The 19069-nt window shown below is 59.5% G+C and carries 14 protein-coding genes and 1 tRNA gene; 8 read left to right on the top strand and 7 right to left on the bottom strand.

Going from position 1 to position 19069, the window contains the following annotated elements; all coding sequences use genetic code 11:
• Positions 1-343: 343 nt before the first annotated feature.
• Positions 344-3304, top strand: coding sequence for a type I DNA topoisomerase (gene topA / locus ADA16_RS04000; protein WP_048759373.1), 2961 nt, complete (start codon positions 344-346; stop codon positions 3302-3304).
• Positions 3305-3349: 45 nt separating this feature from the next.
• Here topA and ADA16_RS03995 read toward each other — a convergent pair whose 3' ends face one another.
• Positions 3350-4663, bottom strand: coding sequence for a DUF418 domain-containing protein (locus ADA16_RS03995; RefSeq protein ID WP_342626528.1), 1314 nt, complete (start codon positions 4661-4663; stop codon positions 3350-3352).
• 209 nt (positions 4664-4872) lie between these two features.
• Here ADA16_RS03995 and ADA16_RS03990 point away from each other — a divergent pair, with 209 nt between their 5' ends.
• Positions 4873-5463 carry a hypothetical protein gene (locus tag ADA16_RS03990; RefSeq protein ID WP_048759369.1) on the top strand — a complete coding sequence of 197 codons (591 nt, stop codon included), beginning with the start codon at positions 4873-4875 and terminating at the stop codon, positions 5461-5463.
• On the top strand, positions 5464-5667 hold the full coding sequence (locus tag ADA16_RS03985) for a helix-turn-helix domain-containing protein (protein WP_048759367.1): 204 nt from the start codon (positions 5464-5466) through the stop codon (positions 5665-5667).
• 89 nt (positions 5668-5756) lie between these two features.
• Here the strand turns inward: ADA16_RS03985 and ADA16_RS03980 are convergent, their stop codons facing one another.
• On the bottom strand, positions 5757-7283 hold the full coding sequence (locus ADA16_RS03980) for an adenylate/guanylate cyclase domain-containing protein (RefSeq protein ID WP_193387485.1): 1527 nt from the start codon (positions 7281-7283) through the stop codon (positions 5757-5759).
• Positions 7284-7365: 82 nt separating this feature from the next.
• On the opposite strand from ADA16_RS03980, the gene ADA16_RS03975 reads away from it, so the two are divergent.
• The 3 genes from ADA16_RS03975 to ADA16_RS03965 all read left to right on the top strand — a co-directional run bounded on the left by ADA16_RS03975 (position 7366) and on the right by ADA16_RS03965 (position 10126).
• Positions 7366-8739: a DNA polymerase III subunit delta' gene (locus ADA16_RS03975; RefSeq protein WP_048759364.1), complete on the top strand. Its 1374-nt coding sequence runs from the start codon at positions 7366-7368 to the stop codon at positions 8737-8739.
• Between the two features lie 134 nt (positions 8740-8873).
• Positions 8874-8946, top strand: a tRNA-Thr gene (locus ADA16_RS03970).
• Between the two features lie 208 nt (positions 8947-9154).
• Entirely contained in the window at positions 9155-10126 is a 972-nt protein-coding gene (locus ADA16_RS03965) for an N-acetylmuramoyl-L-alanine amidase (RefSeq protein WP_048759363.1), read from the top strand.
• Positions 10127-10134: 8 nt separating this feature from the next.
• Here ADA16_RS03965 and ADA16_RS03960 read toward each other — a convergent pair whose 3' ends face one another.
• Together ADA16_RS03960 and ADA16_RS03955 are read right to left on the bottom strand one after the other, a co-directional pair.
• A complete protein-coding gene (locus ADA16_RS03960) occupies positions 10135-12186 on the bottom strand; it encodes an acyl-CoA dehydrogenase family protein (protein ID WP_048759361.1) in 2052 nt (683 codons plus the stop codon).
• Positions 12187-12403: 217 nt separating this feature from the next.
• Positions 12404-13747 carry an MFS transporter gene (locus ADA16_RS03955; protein WP_048759359.1) on the bottom strand — a complete coding sequence of 448 codons (1344 nt, stop codon included), beginning with the start codon at positions 13745-13747 and terminating at the stop codon, positions 12404-12406.
• Positions 13748-14494: 747 nt separating this feature from the next.
• On the opposite strand from ADA16_RS03955, the gene ADA16_RS03950 reads away from it, so the two are divergent.
• Both ADA16_RS03950 and ADA16_RS03945 read left to right on the top strand, forming a co-directional pair.
• On the top strand, positions 14495-15784 hold the full coding sequence (locus tag ADA16_RS03950; protein WP_048759358.1) for an MFS transporter: 1290 nt from the start codon (positions 14495-14497) through the stop codon (positions 15782-15784).
• Between the two features lie 129 nt (positions 15785-15913).
• Entirely contained in the window at positions 15914-16879 is a 966-nt protein-coding gene (locus tag ADA16_RS03945; protein WP_048759392.1) for a GDP-mannose 4,6-dehydratase, read from the top strand.
• A gap of 6 nt (positions 16880-16885) precedes the next feature.
• Here ADA16_RS03945 and ADA16_RS03940 read toward each other — a convergent pair whose 3' ends face one another.
• Genes ADA16_RS03940 through ADA16_RS03930 form a run of 3 tightly spaced genes read right to left on the bottom strand, consistent with a single transcriptional unit; the run spans position 16886 to position 19067 of the window.
• Positions 16886-17893, bottom strand: a complete 1008-nt coding sequence (locus ADA16_RS03940; protein ID WP_048759356.1) for a DsbA family protein — start codon at positions 17891-17893, stop codon at positions 16886-16888.
• Positions 17894-17943: 50 nt separating this feature from the next.
• On the bottom strand, positions 17944-18366 hold the full coding sequence (locus tag ADA16_RS03935; RefSeq protein WP_048759355.1) for a DUF2304 domain-containing protein: 423 nt from the start codon (positions 18364-18366) through the stop codon (positions 17944-17946).
• Positions 18363-19067 carry a glycosyltransferase family 2 protein gene (locus ADA16_RS03930; protein ID WP_239659329.1) on the bottom strand — a complete coding sequence of 235 codons (705 nt, stop codon included), beginning with the start codon at positions 19065-19067 and terminating at the stop codon, positions 18363-18365. Before ADA16_RS03930 ends, ADA16_RS03935 begins: the two co-directional genes overlap by 4 nt.
• Positions 19068-19069 lie beyond the last annotated feature (2 nt).

Below are 19069 nucleotides of genomic sequence, written 5' to 3'. Positions count from 1 at the left end.
GGCCTGAAAGTGTCATAGACTCGCACAGTTTCACATTTGCAGCCCGTATTTACAGGTGCAGCCCCTTCAGTCACACCCAAAATCCGCCCGATACTTGAGGATTCCACGCGACAAACTAGATTGTGTGTACGGTATTCCTTATATTCTTCATATTCTTTCCAGATATTCTTCCGGGAGAACGTGGCCGGGAACTGATTTGAACTAATCGGAACCGGTTGGAACCGATTGCGGGCTTCTCACAGCTGAAGCTCGGCCAGAGTCCGGCCAAGAACCCCAAGGTATAAACCAAAACCAGAATCTAAACAGTTAAAAACAGTCAACGTTGCAGGATAGAAAAACTTCTATGGCGAATTCAGACGGCCTCAAGCGCCTTGTAATTGTCGAGTCGGCGACGAAAGCTCGCAAGATTCAGCCGTATCTCGGCGATGATTACATCGTGGAGGCGTCGGTGGGACACATTCGCGACTTGCCCCGTGGCGCAGCCGACGTTCCGGCTCGTTACAAGAAGGAACCTTGGGCTCGTCTGGGCGTGAATGTCGACAATGGGTTCGCCCCGCTGTATGTCGTCAGCGCTGATAAAAAGAAGAAAGTCGCCGACCTGAAGGCCAAGCTCAAGGAAGTCGACGAGCTCTATCTCGCAACTGACCCCGACCGTGAGGGTGAGGCCATTGCCTGGCACTTGCTGGAGGTTCTGAAGCCCAAGGTGCCGGTGCGCCGCATGGTGTTCCATGAGATCACCAAGCAGGCCATCTTAGAGGCCGCCGCCAACACCCGTGAACTGGACCAGAACCTGGTCGACGCCCAGGAAGGTCGCCGTATCCTCGACCGTCTCTACGGCTACGAGGTCTCCCCGGTGCTGTGGAAGAAGGTCATGCCGCGCCTGTCGGCAGGCCGTGTGCAGTCGGTGGCAACGCGCGTCATCGTCGAACGTGAGCGCGAGCGCATGGCGTTTATCTCCGCTGAGTACTGGGATGTCGCCGCAACTTTGGACACCGGCTCGGCTTCTGCTGATGCCAACCAGCCGAAGGAATTCGTTGCAACCCTGACCAGCGTTGATGGTCAGCGCGTAGCGCAGGGCCGAGACTTCGATGACCGTGGCCAGCTGAAGAAGTCCGATGGCATCCGGGTCGTCGATAAGCAGCTCGCCGAAACCCTGGCGGCGGACCTCGTGGGCTCTGAGCTCAAGGTCGCGTCGGTGGAGGAGAAGCCGTACACGCGCCGCCCGTACCCGCCGTTTATGACGTCTACGCTGCAGCAGGAGGCGGGCCGCAAGCTGCATTACACCTCTGAGCGCACGATGCGTGTGGCGCAGCGTCTGTACGAAAACGGTCACATTACCTACATGCGTACCGACTCCACGACACTGTCCAAGGCCGGTATCGATGCCGCGCGTAAGCAGGCGCTGGAGCTCTACGGTTCGGAGTACGTCGCCGATGCGCCGCGCCAGTACTCGCGCAAGGTGAAGAACTCGCAGGAAGCCCACGAGGCAATTCGCCCGGCGGGTGAGACGTTCGCAACGCCGGGGCAGCTGGCGGGATCGCTGGATGCCGAGGAGTTCAAACTCTATGAACTGATCTGGCAGCGCACGGTCGCCTCGCAGATGGCCGACGCAAGCGGCACGTCCATGAAGGTCACCATCGCCGGCGCCACCGCCACGCACGCCGTCGAGTTCGCCTCCACCGGACGCACGATTCGCTTCCCGGGCTTCCTCAAGGCATACGTCGAGGTCTCCGCGCTTTCCGACGGCCGCAAGGTCGCCGACAACGCCGAGAAGCGTCTGCCACAGTTGACGGAAGGCCAGGGCCTGACGGCCACGGACTTCAGTGCCGACAGCCACTCCACCAACCCGCCTGCGCGCTTCACAGAAGCTAGCTTGGTGAAGAAGATGGAGGACCTGGGAATTGGTCGTCCGTCGACATACGCGTCGATTATCAAGACCATTCAGGATCGCGGCTACGTCTACTCCCGCGGCAACGCACTGGTGCCCTCGTGGGTGGCCTTTGCCGTGGTGGGGCTGATGGAGGAAGCATTCTCCGATTTGGTCAACTACGACTTCACCTCCGAGCTGGAGGATGAGCTCGACGACATTGCTGCGGGCAATAAGGATCGCACGACTTGGCTGACCGGTTTCTACTTCGGCGATGAGAAGGACCACCGCCACAAGGGTGCCGATGCCATTGCGACCCACGGTGGTCTGAAGAACATCATCGACGTGAACTTGGAGTCGATTGATGCTCGGAAGGTCAATTCGCTCTTCCTTTTCGACGATGCGGAGGGAAACCCCATCGTCGTTCGCGTTGGCCGCTATGGGCCGTACCTGGAGCGTACGCGCCCGGGTGCCGGTGAAAACGGTGCCGACGAGGTGCAGCGCGCCAACATTCCGGAGGCCATGACTCCGGACGAGCTGGATCTGGCCGCCGCCGAGAAGCTGCTGGCGATGCCGCAGGGCGGCCGTGAGCTGGGCATTAACCCGGCCAATGGTCGCATGATTGTCGCTCGTGATGGTCGCTACGGTCCCTACGTCACCGAGCTGGTCACCGATGAAGAGCGTGAAGGTGTCGTAGCCAAGGCTGAGGAGATTATCGCAGCTGAGCGCGCTGAAGAGGATGCCCAGCGCGCTGCGGAGGGCAAGCGGAAGAAGAACTGGGAAACCAAGACCGCTGCCAAGCAGAAGGAAAAGCGCACCGCGGAAATCATCGAGGAAACTCTGAAGCCGAAGACGGCCTCGCTGTTTTCCTCCATGGAGCCGTCGACTGTCACGCTGGAAGAGGCTCTGAAGCTGATGAGCCTGCCGCGCGAGGTCGGTGTCGATCCGGTCGATAACGAGGTTATTACTGCTCAGAATGGCCGTTACGGCCCGTACCTGAAGAAGGGCACGGACTCGCGTTCACTGGCTAACGAAGAGCAGGTTTTCACCGTGACTTTGGACGAGGCTCGTCGTATCTACGCTGAGCCGAAGCGCCGCGGTCGTGCTGCTGCGAAGCCGCCGCTGAAGCAGCTGGGCGACAACGATGTCTCCGGTCGCCCGATGTCGGTGAAGGATGGCCGCTTCGGTCCGTACGTCACCGATGGTGTCACCAATGCTTCGTTGCGCAAGGGTGATACGCCTGAGACGCTGACCGATGCCCGCGCCTGCGAGCTGCTGTCTGAGCGTCGTGCGAAGGAAGCCGCCGATGGTGGCGCCAAGAAGGCTGCGAAGAAGTCGACTCGCAAGACCGCGAAGAAGGCTGCGAAGAAGACCACCAGGAAGGCGGTCAAGCGCACCACCAAGCGCGTGGTTAAGGCGACCCGCCGGGGCAAGTAGGGCCTGACTGATAACCGCTGCAGAGGCCAAGGGGTCGCTTAACGCTTAAGCGCCCGGCGCCCGTGGCGCATCCGCCGCGCCCGGCGTCTCCTTTGGAGCTGGCTTGGGGCCGCCGACCCCGGCCAGCTCCGCCCGCATCGTCGGCCCGTAGGCCAGTCGGCGATGGACCTTCTCAAACGGCCCCTGCATGCCACGACGCTCCATTGCCCACGCGGCCAACAGCGTCACCAACCAGACGCCCACAGCGATGAGCGTTTGCACGAACGCGCCCATGTCGCGCGGGATATCCAGCATAAACGGGTACACCAGCACAAAGAAGATGACCGACTGCATCAGGTAGCCCGTCATCGAACGCTTGCCGAGCGCCACGATCGGCACCAACCAGCCAGGCACAGCCGCGCCCTCGTTCAGACGTCGCTGGAGCGGCTGCAGCGCCAGCGCCAAACCGGCCAGAATGCCAGGACCGGTGAAAGCTCCGGCAAAGCTATTGATGACCAGGAAGACCATGTGCTGTTCGGCTGGCAGGACACCAATCGCGGTCAGCCCCATAGGGATGCCGACGCCGAAGGCGACGACTACAGCCACCACGAGCCACCGAATAAGCAGGGGGCGGTGCGCGTCGACGTCGTCAAGCACGCCCTTACGCGCCCACACGAAGCCAATCATCATGACCGGCAGGTAGAGGAACAGCTGCAACGGCAGGGTAGTGATGCTCATTGCCAGCACATGAAGGTTCTCGGTGAGCATGTCCAGGTAACTCGTTTCAATCGCGCCGCCGTTGACGAACTCGCTCATGTCTGTGCCGGCGAGCTCGGCGTCGGGAATGACAATCGCGACCACTAGAAACAGCAGGCTCAGTGCGGCATTAATTGCCAGTGCTATCCACGCGAGGATCGTCAGCACCTTGTTGCTGGCGGCCATGAGCAGTCCCAGGATGATGCCGCAAAAGCCATAGAGAAACATGATGTCGCCAAAGAACAGAAACAGCATGTGCACGATGCCGAACAGGCCCAGGAACGCATATCGCTTGACGACGACCACCAGCGCCCGCGACAGTGGAAAATTCCTCCTGGCCAGACTGCGGACGATGAGTCCGACACCGAAGCCGAGCAGTGTTGCGAACATCGGCAGCCCGCGGTTATGCGCGGTCACAGCGGTAAAAAGTACGGTGACCTTGTCGGCGACGCTGTCGTTTATGACGCCGCCGAAGAATGCTCCGGGCAGCTCGGGGCTGGCAACCAACCAGGCAGTGGCAATGTTTGCGATAGCGATGCCGAGGAGAGCGAATCCGCGCGCAGCGTCGGGGACGAGCATGCGAGGTCTGGGGCTGGTGCTAGAACTGGGGCGGTGGTCAGTCATTCCTCCAACGTAAAGGAATCGCGGGAGGGTGCGCAGGTTGGCGGCGGACATCGATTGTTGTAGAAGTCTTGCGGTATATCGAAAAGCGATATAGTATCGAAAATCGATACATCGAATAACGATGTGTCGGGGTTTGGCTGCAGCTCCAAGCGACCCGTAGGAAAAAATTCACTAACCGCGCCAATGACGGTGCAGCAAGGAAACTAGCTATGGCATCTCCCCAGGCCAAGAAGCCAAAAGACCCATATGTCAATCAAACTAAGGAACGCCGGGATGTAGTTGCAGGCCTTTTTGTCGGAGTAATCGCGCTGGCTTACATCCTTCTTGAGCTCCGCCATCCGGTTCTTCACCAACAGTTCCCCAGCGATCTGACTCTGCTCCTGCCCGAAGTCCTGGGAAGTGACAAAGGGGTTCCTATCGAGGTTATGAGTGGTGGAGCCCTCTCCTTGTTTATTGCCGCGACTGTTGTTCGATGCGCTATCGTCGCCGCGATTGCCGTGCTCTGCGTGTTGTTCTCAGTCTCGTACCTGAAGGGCGAGTTCTTTACGGTTAAGACTGCGCGACGCGTTATGGCTATCTCCTGGCTGGCAGTGATCTATCCGGCAAGTGGTTTCCTGCAACTTATGGGCGAAAACTGGGTCGCGGGTGACCTGAATCTGAGCACGTGGTTCCAGCGCGACCATGCCGATTTCTATCAGCACCTAGGAATATGGTTTGTCCTTGTGATGGTCATCTCCACTCTCGGAGTTATGTTGTTCCGAGCCGCGCGAATGCAGGAAGACCAGGAAGGGCTCATTTAAATGGCGAAGGTTGTGTGCCACTTGGATGAGATACTGGAAAGCCGCGGTATGACGCTCGCAGCCCTTTCCGAACAGGTCGGGGTCACACCGGTCAACCTCTCAGTGCTCAAAAACAACAGGGCGAAAGCCGTGCGCTTCACGACGCTCACTATGTTGTGTGAAGCCCTGGACTGCCAGCCAGGGGATTTATTCTCGGTGGAGTAAGTGCGCTCGCCGTCTGAGAAGTCTAGGGATGCTAGGCGTCCAACGAGCACAGCATGAGCACAGCGAGACCAACGAGTCCGCTGCCCCCCCTAGGCCTCGTCGGCAAGCGTCGGACGCACCGGGCGCGCAAGCTGCGTCATGTGCGTGCGGCCACGCAACTCCACGGACTTCAGGGTGGTCCAGCGAGCCTGCTCGTCCTCGTTGGCCAGGCGAATGGTGGAAGCTGTAGCGAGCACGCGGCCCGGGGTGTCCTTAGCCAGCTCGGTCAGACGGGCAGCCTGGTTAACCGCGTCACCAATAACCGTGTACTCAAAGCGGTCGCGGGCGCCGATGTGGCCGGCGACGACGTGACCGGCGGACACGCCGATTCCGGCAGTGAGTTGGAGGTCGAGCAGTTCCTCGCGCAGTTCACGGGCTGCGGTGAGAGCGTGACCAGCAGTGTCATCGAGAGGTAGGGGAGCGCCGAAGACAGCCAGAGCCGCGTCACCCTGGAACTTGTTGATAATGCCCTTATTGCGGTGTACGCAGTCGACAACGTGGTCGAAGAAGGCATTGAGTTCACGGACAACGACCTCTGGGGAGTTCTTCTCCGCGAAGTTAGTCGAACCAATCACGTCCACGAACAGCACTGCGACGAGGCGATTCTCGCCGCCTAGAGTCGGCTTTTCTTCCAGAGCCTTACGGGCGACTTCAGAGCCGACGTAGCGGCCGAAAAGGTCACGCACCCGCTGACGCTCCTGCAGGCCACGCATCATTTCATTGAAGCCCGCTTGGAGGACGCCCATCTCGGAGCCGTCGTAAATAGGCACGCGCGTTTCCACCTGCCCCTGGCGGACCTTATTAATCGCGCCCGTGAGATCACGAATCGGGTCGACGATGGACATCGTGGCCAGCATCGTGCCGAAATAGCCGGTGATCAAAGCCAGAATTGCCAGCGCGGTGATGGTGGGTAGCAGGTCTGCCGCATCATCTGTAAACATGCCGCGACGCTGCCCCAGCAACACAAGCAAGATAGCCACCACTGGAACACCGCTGGTCAACACCCATGTCTGGCGAAGACGGTGGCCAATAGGCGGTTCCAGTGAAGAATCCGGTGCCCTACGCGCCAGCGCCTCCACCGCGACCGGACGCACCATGCGCTCCGCAATCAGATAGGTCAACAGCGCCACCATGGCGCCACCGAGCACCGAGGTAATCAGCACCATCATGCCAATCTTGCTGTCATAGGTGAACGCGACCGCGCTGAAAACAATCACGCCCAAAGACCAGATGACCGTGCCCAAAAGTGCCTGGTAGACCGGCACACGCATGACCAGGTAGCGCACCCGCCGTGGATCGTGCACTTCTGGATGGCGCTGCCACTTCAACAGCGGTTTGAACAGAATCCACGTGGTGCCGATGCCCGCGATAATGGCCAGAATCAAGTATCCAGCCAGGGCATAAATGACCCCATTGGCCAAGCGCGGCAGGTGAGCTTCCTGATTCAGTGGCAACAGCATGCCCAGGAACAAGCCGACAATCATGGCTCCGACAAGGTTACAGACGAAGATAAATGAGGCATAAGCAGGCCACATTGTCCCGCTTAGCCATTTCAGATTTCGCCAGAGCCGTTGCATGTCTTCTACCTTAGTGGCAAGCCCGGATTGCAGGGAGTAGTTACCTCACAAGAGTCCCGAGGGGCGCGCTAGAGTTGTGGCCATGACAGAGCCCATGACAAAGCGCAGCGTGTTTTCTCGTATGCCCGAAACCGGCGGGGTTCGCCAGCGGCTGCGGGCTGCTGTGCGCGCTGCGCATTATCGCTTTGCCAATGGCCAACCGCTGGCAGGCGATGGGGCGGAAGTTTCGCCGGAAGTTGGGGGCGCGGGGTCGTCGTTAAGCGATGTGCCACGCGACTCGGACATGACGCACGCCTGGCTGTTCACTGGCCCTGTGGGGTCGGGGCGGTCGGTGACGGCGACTGCGTTTGCGGCGGGGCTGCTGTGCACGCGGCATGACGACCCCGGATGTGGCGAGTGCGAGGGTTGCCGGACGGCGTTGGCGGGAACGCATGGCGATATCAAAATCGTGCGCCCGGAGGGCACCATCATTTCGGTGGCGACGGTCAGGGACGAGCTGCGGCCCTGGGCCTACAAGATGCCCACGACGGCGGATTGCCGCGTGCTGATCATCGAAGACGCCGACCGTCTCAACGAATCCGCCTCAAATGCGCTGCTCAAGGTGGTGGAAGAACCGCCGCTGCGCACCGTCATTATCATGTGCGCACCAACGACGAACGCGGAGGATTTCTCCGTTACGCTCCGTTCGCGCTGCCGCCACGTCTATGTGCCGACGCCGCATATCGACGACGTCACAAACCTCCTGCGCGCCGAGCGGCCAGAGCTTACCGACGAGCAAGCGGTCTGGGCCGCGACGGTGTCCAACGGTCATATTGGGCGTGCGCGTGGCTTTGTCTCCGATGAGGGTTCGCGTACCTGGCGGGGAAAGGCCTTGGATTTCGTGGAGGCTGTGTTCGATCCGGCGAAGTCGTATGTGGTCGCACGAGAGCTGGCCAACGACGTGGCCGGCGAGGTCAAGCGGCGGATGGAGCCACTGGAGGCTGAGGAGCTGGCGAACCTTGAGCGCTCGTTGGGTGTTGGTGCGTCTGGAAAGGGGGCGCAGGCGGCGCTGCGCGGCTCTAAGGGCGTGATCAAGGAGCTGGAGGAAAATCAGAAGCGGCGGCGCAGGCGTGCGGAGTCAGATCTGATTGACCTGTCGTTGACCGACATTATGGGGCTTTACCGTGACGCCCTGGTGCTGGCGTTTGGGGCCGAGCGTGGTGGTGAGACTGCTTCGGGGGATTCGGGCTTTGGTGCTGGTTCTGAGTTCGGCGATGGCGCGGTCTACCTCATTAATCCCGATCGTCGCCGGACAGCCACGGAGCTAGCCCGGCGCCTTCCTCCGGAAGCGATATTGGCCTCCATCGATGCTGTCACCGAGGTGCGCGGCATGCTCGTGACTGCAGTGAAGTTGACGGTCTTGATGGATGAATTGATGGCTAAATTGCAGATCGCAGGGCAGGTTGGTCGCAGGTAAGCCGGTAGCTGCGCTTAATTCAGCGGACTGCAGGCCCCATTTTGGTAGCGATGGGGGCAGTGCAGTAGTATTACCGCTTGTACATTTTGTGCAGGGTTATTTCTGCTTGCTTGAAAGCTCAGCGCAATGTGCGTGCCGCCTTAGCTCAGTCGGTAGAGCGTCTCACTCGTAATGAGAAGGTCGCGAGTTCGATTCTCGCAGGCGGCTCGGTTTGAAACGGGATCCTTTAAAAAAGGGTCCCGTTTTTATTTCTTGGATCGGTCAAACATGAGGAGAGCGAATCCAGCGGCAGGCCGACGTGCGGTGATTCCCCGAAACGAAGGGGGAGGAACTTTCGGAGCTGGGGACTCTCAATCGAGTGTTTGGTACTGTTACTCAGCACATGGCAGGTACGCGGATACTAGGAGAGCGCACAATGCGGCAGCCCGGACACCAGCGATTAGTAGTGCGACCATCAGCGGGACGACTAGCTGTGGTTTTGGCGGCCGCGGCAATCTTGCCTGCCGGTCTTGTGGCCTGCACCATCGACACGGAGGCGTCCAACGCAGGAAGCGCTCAGCAGGCTGCGTCTACGGAAACTCAAACCTCCTTGGCTGCTGAGGAAGAGGCCATGCCGATGCCGAACCCCACTCCACCGAATGAGGAGTCTGCAATGCCTGATTCTGCTAACCCCGACGCAGTCGCTCCTAGCGATGCACAACAACAGCAAGCTAATCGCGCTACTTCGCGTGCCGACGGCTCCAGCGCTGTAGCCGGCAAGGTCATCTACCTCGACCCGGGACACGCCGGCACCCCACCACCAGCGGACATGATGGTCACTGATGGCCGTGGTGGCCAAAAGCCGTGCAATACCTCCGGGACTGCTTCCAATGACGGTTTCCCGGAGCACGAGTTCAACTGGCTGATGGCACAGGAAATCAAGCAACTGCTCGAACAGCGCGGTGCTCAGGTACTACTCAGTCGCGTCGATGACACCGGTCGTGCAGATTGCATCGATGCCCGTGCGGAGAAGGAAAATGCCTCCAACGCCGATGCCGTGGTGAGCCTCCACGCAGATGGCGCTGGAGAGGGCAACCGCGGATTCCATGTGTCTGCGATCTCTCAGCCGCTCGCCAATAATGACGAGCAGGGATCTACCGCGCTGGCAACCGCGCTGCGCGATGCTTTCGTCGCAGCCGGTTTCGCTCCATCCAACTACCTCGGTAGCCAGGGGCTGAATCCGCGTGCAGACCTCACCGGACTCAACCTATCGACGAAGCCAAAGGCACTGGTCGAATACGGCAACATGCGCGACAGCAGTGATATTGCCCTCTTAAACTCCAACGAAGGCCGTCAGCGCTTGGCAGAGGCCACTGTGGCTGGGCTGGAAGGATTCTTGGCGCAGTAGCCAAGCTGCTAACTAGCTGGGTTGGCCTTAGCCTTCGGCGTCATTGCGTCGTAAGGCTCCATCATGGGGATATCCAGCATGGTTCTGGGGGTGCCAAAGGCGTCGACAAGCACCTCAGACCAGGGGCCAAGGGAGTCAACGAGATCGGCCAGACCCGCTCGTGCGCCCTTGGTCCGAGTACCGGTGAGCAGTGACTGCTCCAAGAACCAGCCGGCGTTATCGCAGACCACCGACAGGAAGAACACATCGCGAACCTGCTCGAGCACCTCTTGGGCGCGTTCATCTGCGAGCGTGGATTCGGCTTCAAAGAACGCTTCCAAGATGATGCGATCGATATGTGCCCACGCACAGGAAATCATGTGGTCCTGAGCCTTGTCCACCAGCTTCGCGGCTTTCTCAACAGGCAGTTTCCGCGCCGGGCGCAGCCTGCGGGCAAGGGACTTGAGAAGTCGGTTCTCGCGCTCGATAAGTAGCTGCATCTGGCTGGCGGGGTCAAAAAGCGAAGCCTCGTCAGCGTCAGTCAGCGCGTCCAAGAGGTTCTGGACGACGGCGTCTGCACCAGTGCGACGGCGCAATGTACCACTGAAACTGTCGAGACCGAAGCGCACCATTTCCAGGTTGGAATAACTCTGCACCTCCCGAGCGAAACCGCCCAGGAGCTCCTTGGTGACCAGCTGCAACATCACCACGTTGTCGCCCTCAAAGGTGGTGAATACGTCAGAGTCCTCTTTGAGAATGGTCAACAGGTTCTCTGCCATGTAGCCAGCTCCACCGGTGGCCTCACGCATCTCCTGGATGGCATCGGTGGCATGCGCGGTGTTCGCGACCTTCAATGCAGCGGCATGCGCCTCCGCTTCACGCAGATCGCGAGCCTGCTCCGGGGTTAGATTCGCACGGTCCAGCCCTTCCGCTTCGAGATCGTGAATCCGCTTGATCAGCAGGTTGGTGGCAAATTGCAGACCGTACGAACGCGCAATGCGGGGGAGTAGCCGGACTCGGTGCTGGCGGTGCTCAATGAGTTTCTTTTCCGGCAGCGAATCGTCGGGAGCAAATTGACGCCGCAAGTGTGCGTACTTGGTGCCGATGGTCAGTGCGGTGCGGGTTGCCGCACCAGCGGCCGCACCGACTGTCACGCGGCCGCGCACGAGGGCACCGAGCATCGTGAAAAACCGTGCATTGGGGCTGTCAATATCGCTGGTGTACTCGCCAGCAGCTGACACATCTGCAAAACGGTTGAGCAGGTTCTCCCGCGGCACGCGGTAATGGTCGAACATGAGCGTGCCGTTGTCCACGCCCAAGAGGCCACCCTTGGTGCCGTGGTCGCCAATTGCAACCCCGTCGACAGGCGAACCGTCATCATTGCGGATCCGGGCAACAATGCAGTGCACGCCATGGGATTCTTCCTGCCCTGGTGTGTAGAGCTGGCAAAAGACCGCAGCCCAGCGCCCATCGCGCGCGGCGTTGCCCAAAAACCATTTCTCAGAGGAAGCTGTCGGCGAATTGAGGATGAATTCTTCCGTCTCGGGGTCGTAATGTGCCGTGGTTTCGAGTGATTGCACGTCCGAGCCGTGGCCGCGTTCGGTCATCGCAAAGCAGCCGAGAGCCCGCAGCTCAATGAGGTCACGCACCAACTCGCCGTGACGCTCAGTTCCCAGATTGCTGACAGCGCCACCGAAAAGGCCCCACTGCACGCCGGACTTCACCATCAACGACAAGTCGGTGTGGCCGAGCATTTCAATCCCAGACAGAGTCCCACCGGTATCTCCTGTGCCTCCCTGGTCAGTGCGGAAAGCGCCATAGGGCATGCCGGTCTTAAGCACCTTGGACAACGCCTCGGTGGTGTGCTGCCTGGCCTCCTCCACTGTCAGCCCAGAGGTGGGCCGCAGGGTGGGGTCTTCTAAAAGGGCGCGGACATCAGCGCGTGCTTCGGAGAAATAGCCGTCCAAGACCTTTTGCAGTGTGCTTGCCACTTCCGGTTCAGGACGGGAGGGGAGTGTCTTCGGAGCGTCGGTTGAGCGCCGGCGGGGGATTCGCGTGGAGCTGGAAGAAGTCTGTGCCATAACCCAACGTTAATGGGATATCTGGGGCTTGTCAGTCGCTTTCGACTGAGAAACTCATGAGGAAATCGGGACCGAGGAAAGAGAAAACGGGTTACCGGGAGAAAAAGAAGGTGGAAACGCAAAAGCCGTCGTCAAGCAAATGCTGCGTTGTGCAATGCTTGACGACGGCTTGCGCAATCAGATCCCCTCGGTGGGGCAGAGCCCTTAGCTGTGGGAACTAGACGCGCGACTTAACTTCGCTGAGGTTAGTCTCCGGGTGCTCGATGAGGTCACGGTTTTCGAGGCCCTTCGGCAGCAGGAACAGGGCGATCAGAGCCGGGATGGTCATAGCCATCAGGTAGACGGAGATGTAGAACGGGTTGCCGGTGGCGTCCATGATCATCTGAGCAATCATCGGTGCGAATGCACCACCCAGGACGGCGCCGATGGCGTAAGCGATGGAAGCACCGGAGTAGCGGACCTCAGCCGGGAACATCTCGGAGTACATGGCCGGCTGCGGGCCGAAGGTCAGAGCCAGCGGCAGGGTGAGGACTGCGACGGTCATGATGTAGAGGAACGGACCCTGCTCCAGGAGGCTCCACATGACGGCTTCCCAAATAATAATCAGGACGTAGCCGATGATGAAGGTCTTAGCGCGGCCGATACGGTCGGACCAAGCGCCAGCAATGAACATGAAGATGGTCCAGCAGATACCGGCGACGAGAGTACCGGTCCATGCAACGGTTGCCGGGTAGCCCAGTGTCTTCTGTGCGTAAGCGCCGAAGAATGCAATCACGAGGTAACCGGTAGCCTGCTGAGCAGCGAAGATCAGGGCACCCTGGATGACCTTGCCCCAGTGGTTGCGGAAGAGCTCTGGCAGCGGAGCGGAGCGCTCGGCGGACTCAGCCTGCATAGCCTGGAAGACCGGGGACTCGTCGACACTGCGGCGAATCATGTAACCAATCAGAACCAGGATGAAGGACAGCAGGAACGGCACACGCCAGCCCCACTCCATGTAGGCTTCCTCGCCGACGATAGCCATAACAATCAGCATGGTGCCGGTAGCCAGGGTCAGACCCAGCGGAACACCGGCCTGCGGGAATGCGCCGTAGAGACCGCGCTTTTCCTTCGGAGCGTACTCCACGGACATCAGGGCTGCACCGCCCCATTCGCCACCCGCGGAAATACCCTGGAAGACTCGGAGCAGAACCAGCAGGATAGGTGCTGCGATGCCGATTGACTCATAGGTCGGCAGCAGACCGATGCAGAAAGTAGCTGCACCCATACCGATGAGGGTGAAGACCAGAATCATCTTGCGGCCGTAACGGTCACCGATATGGCCGGCGACGATAGCGCCAAGCGGGCGGAAGAGGAAGGAAATACCCAGGGTTGCCCAAGCGAGGACCTGGGCCACCTGTGGATTCGACTGTGCAGCAGGCTCGATGAAGTGCGGAGCAAGCACGATAGCTGCGGCCTGAGCGTAAATCAGGAAGTCATAAAACTCGATGGTCGTACCCACGAGAGTTCCCGTGAGCACCTGACGGCGCTGTTTGGGATCATTCGCGATGATCGAAGTAGTCATAAAAAACAAGACTTTCTTTACATACCCGTCCGCACGGCCATCGAGGACCTCGGTTGTCTCGGCGGTTACACAGAGAACACTCCAGGTTTTTCTCAGCCAGCGTTTGGGGAAAGGACAGAATGTTTGACGGTGTCGAATTCTTACACAGTCAGACCGGTAGCGACCAGCGTTTGAACTTCAGGGAGCAACGGCAAAAAGTGAACGACGGGGGTAATGGGGGTCGGTGAATGGCGGTATATTTCCTTTGTTTGTGACCGATTCGCCCGTCCGTGTGTCTGAAAAAGGTGGTATCGGGGGTATGTAAAGGGTGTGGGGAAGGTGTTGCTTAATGACGGGCGGTTTCTGACTGAATTTCCGTGAGTTTGTGGTTGTTTGCATGCGAGGTTGTCTCAAATAGGGGAAATCTGCGTTTTGTGGCAGTTCGGCTACCCCCATCTGAATTGATTTGTAATTATATAATCAGCAATATTGTGAATCTTGTGACAAAAGTGACGCAAGATATGGTTGAAATAACGGAAAAGTAACGATGTAGTGTCGAAAAGGACAATGCCCCCGGATGGGGCAGGCGACTGCAGCTGTTAAATTGCCCCCTGAGACGGGGGTGTGAGCCCCAGGTTTTAGGGGCATTTTGGTCGGAGGTGGCCCGAAGCGCCGAAACCACCCCGACACACCTTTTGTGGTTAGCCCCTGTAGCTCAATTTCCACCATTGCGCGTAAGGCGCAGGGGACCGTCGTAAAGTAAACGGCATGTCTTCTCACGCAGGAACTAACGGCAACGAAAATGAGGTACCTCACGGCAGCGCCAAGGCTAATAAAGGCATGCCGATGTGGTTGCTCTCCGCAATTGCGGTCTTCGCCGTCGCGTGGGGTGGCAATGAATTCACGCCACTGATGGTGATGTATCGCGAAAACGCTGATCTGGCGCCGGTGTTCATCGACCTCCTATTGCTGGTCTACGCCCTCGGCATTGCGCCGGCACTGCTGATTTCCGGCCCAATCTCGGACCGTATCGGCCGTAAGCCGGTGATGCTCACCGCGCCGGTGCTCTCGATTTTGGGGTCGACCCTTATTGCGCTGGGTGAGACTACCGCCCCACTGATTCTCACCGGCCGTTTTATCTCGGGCTTGGCGGTCGGCATTGTCATGGCTGTGGGCGGTTCGTGGGTAAAGGAACTTTCCGATCCGCGCTTTGACCCCACGGCCAAGTCCACCTCGGGCGCGAAGCGCCAGTCCATGGCGCTGACCTTGGGATTTGGTCTGGGTGCGGGAATTGCCGGCACGCTGGCGCAGTTCGCACCGCTGCCGGGGCAGCTGGCTTATATCATCCACATCCTGATTTCTATCCCGACAATCTTCGGTCTGTTGGCTGTGCCGGAGACCCGCCAGTCGCCGCACCTGGGCGGCAGCAATGCTCCGCGCGAGACCCTCTGGGAGTCCCTGCGTACCCCATCGGTAACTAACCGTCGCTTTCTGCTCGTCGCCGCAATGGGCGCACCGTGGGTCTTCGGTGCAGCCGGTGTTGCCTACGCAATCATTCCGTCACTGCTGCAGGAGCATGTCTCTCAGCCAGTGTTCTACTCCGCGATGGTCACGCTGTTCGCACTGCTCTGTGGTTTCGGCATCCAGCAGATTGGTCCCCGCTTTGTGACTGATTACAACGCGCGTGGCTCGCTGATTGCCATCGGTATCGTGATTATCGGTATGGGCTTGGCCGCCTGGATGTCCACCAACCCCACCGCAGTGACGGCGTTCATTGCCGCGCTGGTGTTGGGCGCCGGCTACGGTCTGTCCATGTTTACCGGCCTCAACGAGGTACAGCGCATCGCTGGCCCACGCGATATGGCTGGTCTGACCGGTATCTTCTACTGCCTGACCTACATCGGCTTCGCATTCCCGGCAATTCTGACCAAGCTCTCCGAGTCCATCTCCTGGATGACCTACCCGGTTATGCTCGGTGGCGGTATGGTCATCGCCATCTTGATGGGTTTGGTTATTTTCTTCAATTCCACCGTCAACCTGCCGCAGCGCGCTGAGTAATCTCGCATTCTTCGGAAAGCTAATCAACCCCGTCGACGTGGGGTTGGCATACGTATAAGCGGTTTTCCTTACCAAGCGCCTATAGTTCTTCCTATGGAGAAGCACAAGAACGAATCACCGGCCACCGCGATGACAGTATCGTCGGCAAGCGCGAAACCCCGCGCGCTGGTGACGGGCGGTGCGGGATTCATCGGTTCGACGCTGGTTGACCGGCTGCTGGCGGAAGGGTACGCAGTCACGGCGCTGGACGATCTCTCCCATGGAAAGCTGGAAAACCTCCAGCAGGCATCGCTTAACGACGATTTTGAGTTCGTAGCCGCCGATGTGTTGGAGGTGGATTGGGACGAGCTGCTCGAGCGTAGCCGTCCGGAAGTCATTTTCCACCTGGCAGCGCAGATTGATGTGCGGATTTCCGTGGCCGATCCGGTGCGGGATGCGACACTGAACATTATCGGCACCATCAAGCTCGCCGATGCGGCCCGAAAGCAGGGGGTTCGCAAGATTGTGTTTACTTCTTCGGGTGGATCTATCTACGGCACGCCGGAGAAGCTGCCGGTGTCGGAAAGCGTGCCGGTCAATCCGCTGAGCCCCTATGCCGCCTCGAAGGCGACGGGTGAGCTGTACCTGAACATGTTCCGCAACCTCTATGGTCTCGAGTGCTCGCACATTGCCCCGGCGAATGTGTACGGCCCGCGGCAGGATCCGCACGGCGAGGCCGGAGTGGTGGCTATTTTCGCCCAGCGACTGCTGGCGGGGGAGTCGACCAAGGTGTTCGGCGACGGCGGAAATACCCGCGACTATGTGTATGTAGACGATGTGGTGGATGCGTTTTACCGCGCATCCGGCGAGGTTGGTGGCGGAATGCGCTTTAATGTCGGCACCGGTGTAGAAACTTCGGATCGGCAGCTGCACTCGTTGGTGGCGCAGGCTGCGGGTGCTGAAGATGATCCGGAGTTTGCACCGCCGCGCACTGGTGATGTGGCGCGGTCGGCGTTGGACCCCACACGGGCGCGTGAGGTACTCGGCTGGGAACCAGCTATGAGTATTCAGGAGGGCGTGGCTCGCACTGTCGAATACTTCCGGAATCAGGGTTAGCGCAGCTTACTTGCCAGCTTCTTCCATGCGCTTAGCGTGGATGAGAGCCAACTCGATGTTGTCCTCGAACACGTCGCGCGGCTGTGCGCCCGAGACGAACTGAGTGCCAACGAGGAATCCCGGAGTGCCGGAAATGCCCAGCATGGAACCGAACTGAGTGGCATTCTCGACCGCTTCGGTCCACTTGCCGTCCTTGAGCTCCTTTTCAAAGCGCTTCATGTCCGGAACACCGGCCTCACGAGCAGTGGCAATCAGGTCCTTTTCAGTGAACTCCGGGTGCTCGTAGCCCTTTTCCTTGGCCTTCTTGAACAGTGCGCGAGAGAACTCCCAGAACTTGCCCTGAGCGGCCGCGGCACGTCCGGCCTCAGCATCCTTGATGGCCTTCTCGCCGTTGATGGCCATGTCGTTCCACTCCAGGCGGACCAGTCCCTCATTGACGTACTTTTCCACGAGGTCAGGCTCGGTTTCATTCGCGAACTTCGCGCAGAACGGGCACTCGAAGTCCGAGTAGATCGAAATCACTACCGGAGCATCCACGGCACCGAGAGCAAAAGGATCATTTTCATTGCGGCGGTGGACATTGTCCATATCCTCGGGGGATTTCAGCTGTGCTCCCGCCTTGGGCCCGTAGATGCTGGCATCAAATTCCCCGTTCGGGCCAGGCACGGGCGCAATCTCACCCTTACCCGCCGAGGCGCCGGCCATGTTTACGGTACTTGTACCATTGAAGCTAGCCGAGCGCGAACCAGCGTAGAAGCCCGCTGCGCCGACAATAAGCAGCGCGACGACGGCCAGTGCCCACGCTGCGTTCGGAATTGAGTACCACGACTTGGTCTTCACATCGCTGCCGGCAGACCAGGACTCCAAGTCCTGCTCAGAGGGCGTGGGCTGAGAATCCTGTTGTGAATCTTGTTGCGGGTCCTGCTGTGACTCCTGCTGCGCTTCGTCTGCCGAGGGCTGCTGCGGATCGCCACTGTTATCAGCGGCGGTATTGTCCTTATTTGCTTCGCTCATGGCTTCTATGGAACCACAGTCGCCAGATGCGCATGCGCTTAGCGTTCCGCTTAGTCAGACGGGGCGTTCTTCTCGACATCCGTCGCGCTGTCTTTCTGGCTGCTGTTCTGGCTGCCCGGAATCACAATTTCTTCTTCCGGACGCACAGCGGTCTTCAAGGCCACCGCACGAGCCAGTCGTGCGTAGCGCAGCTCCTGTTCACGGAAGCGGATGTAGGACGACACCGTGGTAAACACGAACGCCAACACCAGTACGTAGAGCAGCAAATCGGTGCCTCGGTTCACACCAATCCAGTTGGCCACCACGGTCAGATCGTCGGGACGCACGATTGCCCACAGGCACGCGATGACGAAAACGACGAATCCCAGCTTGACGCCCGCCTTGGCGCGCGCTTTCCGACGGTTAGCGACGAAGTACGCCACCAGGCCCACCATCGCCAGCAGCAAAATAATTTGAACGATGGATGCGGTCATGGCAGCCTCTTCGAAATCAGGGAGTCGGCAAGGATATTGACGCCGTTGAATAGGGATTGCCCCTTGGACATGGAGTACTCCGTATAGAGAATATCCACCGGCTGCTCGGCGACACGCCAACCTTTAATGTCCATGACCTCGACAAACTCGGAGGCGTGGCTCATGCCGTTCATACGCAGATTCAGTTGCTCTGCCACCGTGCGGTTGAAGGCGCGCAGGCCGTTGTGGGCGTCGGTAAGTCCGAGTCGGCGCGTGCGTGGCGACAGCATGACCACCGTTTTGAGCACAATTCGCTTAATCAGTGGCACCTGGTCATCCTCGGCGCGAGGACGGCCGAAACGGGTACCCACAATGATGTCGATCGGCTCGGTGCGCAGTCGCTGCACCATGGCGACAACGTCCTTGACCTGGTGCTGGCCATCGGCGTCGAAGGTGATAAAGTACTTCGAACCGGCCTGCGCGCGGGCGTACTCCACGCCGGTCTGGATAGCAGCGCCTTGTCCCAAATTAACGGGGTGGTTGACCAGGTGAGCGCCGGCCCTGTGGATTTCCAGACTGGAGTTATCCGAAGAGCCGTCGTTGACCGCGACAATGTTGGGGAAGGTTTCGCGAGCGTGCTCGAGAACCTCACGAATAACCTGACCCTCGTTGTAGCACGGCACAATCAGCCAGGTGTCCGAGAAATCCATGTTGTCAGTCATCG

Origin of the sequence: Corynebacterium vitaeruminis (genome assembly GCF_001054325.1) — a bacterium.
GTDB lineage: Bacteria > Actinomycetota > Actinomycetes > Mycobacteriales > Mycobacteriaceae > Corynebacterium > Corynebacterium vitaeruminis_A.
Note: the sequence above shows the minus strand (reverse complement) of the source record. Positions and strands in the feature narration are given on the sequence as shown.

Excerpts from the sequence above, each read along its gene's own strand:
- ADA16_RS03955 (WP_048759359.1), bottom strand. The coding sequence starts at position 13,747 with ATGACTACTTCGATCATCGCGAATGATCCCAAACAGCGCCGTCAGGTG.
- ADA16_RS03940 (WP_048759356.1), bottom strand. The coding sequence starts at position 17,893 with ATGAGCGAAGCAAATAAGGACAATACCGCCGCTGATAACAGTGGCGAT.
- ADA16_RS03960 (WP_048759361.1), bottom strand. The coding sequence starts at position 12,186 with ATGGCACAGACTTCTTCCAGCTCCACGCGAATCCCCCGCCGGCGCTCA.
- ADA16_RS03985 (WP_048759367.1), top strand. The coding sequence starts at position 5,464 with ATGGCGAAGGTTGTGTGCCACTTGGATGAGATACTGGAAAGCCGCGGT.
- ADA16_RS03945 (WP_048759392.1), top strand. The coding sequence starts at position 15,914 with ATGACAGTATCGTCGGCAAGCGCGAAACCCCGCGCGCTGGTGACGGGC.
- ADA16_RS03975 (WP_048759364.1), top strand. The coding sequence starts at position 7,366 with ATGACAGAGCCCATGACAAAGCGCAGCGTGTTTTCTCGTATGCCCGAA.
- ADA16_RS03990 (WP_048759369.1), top strand. The coding sequence starts at position 4,873 with ATGGCATCTCCCCAGGCCAAGAAGCCAAAAGACCCATATGTCAATCAA.
- ADA16_RS03950 (WP_048759358.1), top strand. The coding sequence starts at position 14,495 with ATGTCTTCTCACGCAGGAACTAACGGCAACGAAAATGAGGTACCTCAC.
- ADA16_RS03930 (WP_239659329.1), bottom strand. The coding sequence starts at position 19,067 with ATGACTGACAACATGGATTTCTCGGACACCTGGCTGATTGTGCCGTGC.
- ADA16_RS03980 (WP_193387485.1), bottom strand. The coding sequence starts at position 7,283 with ATGCAACGGCTCTGGCGAAATCTGAAATGGCTAAGCGGGACAATGTGG.
- ADA16_RS03995 (WP_342626528.1), bottom strand. The coding sequence starts at position 4,663 with ATGACTGACCACCGCCCCAGTTCTAGCACCAGCCCCAGACCTCGCATG.
- topA (WP_048759373.1), top strand. The coding sequence starts at position 344 with ATGGCGAATTCAGACGGCCTCAAGCGCCTTGTAATTGTCGAGTCGGCG.
- ADA16_RS03935 (WP_048759355.1), bottom strand. The coding sequence starts at position 18,366 with ATGACCGCATCCATCGTTCAAATTATTTTGCTGCTGGCGATGGTGGGC.
- ADA16_RS03965 (WP_048759363.1), top strand. The coding sequence starts at position 9,155 with ATGCGGCAGCCCGGACACCAGCGATTAGTAGTGCGACCATCAGCGGGA.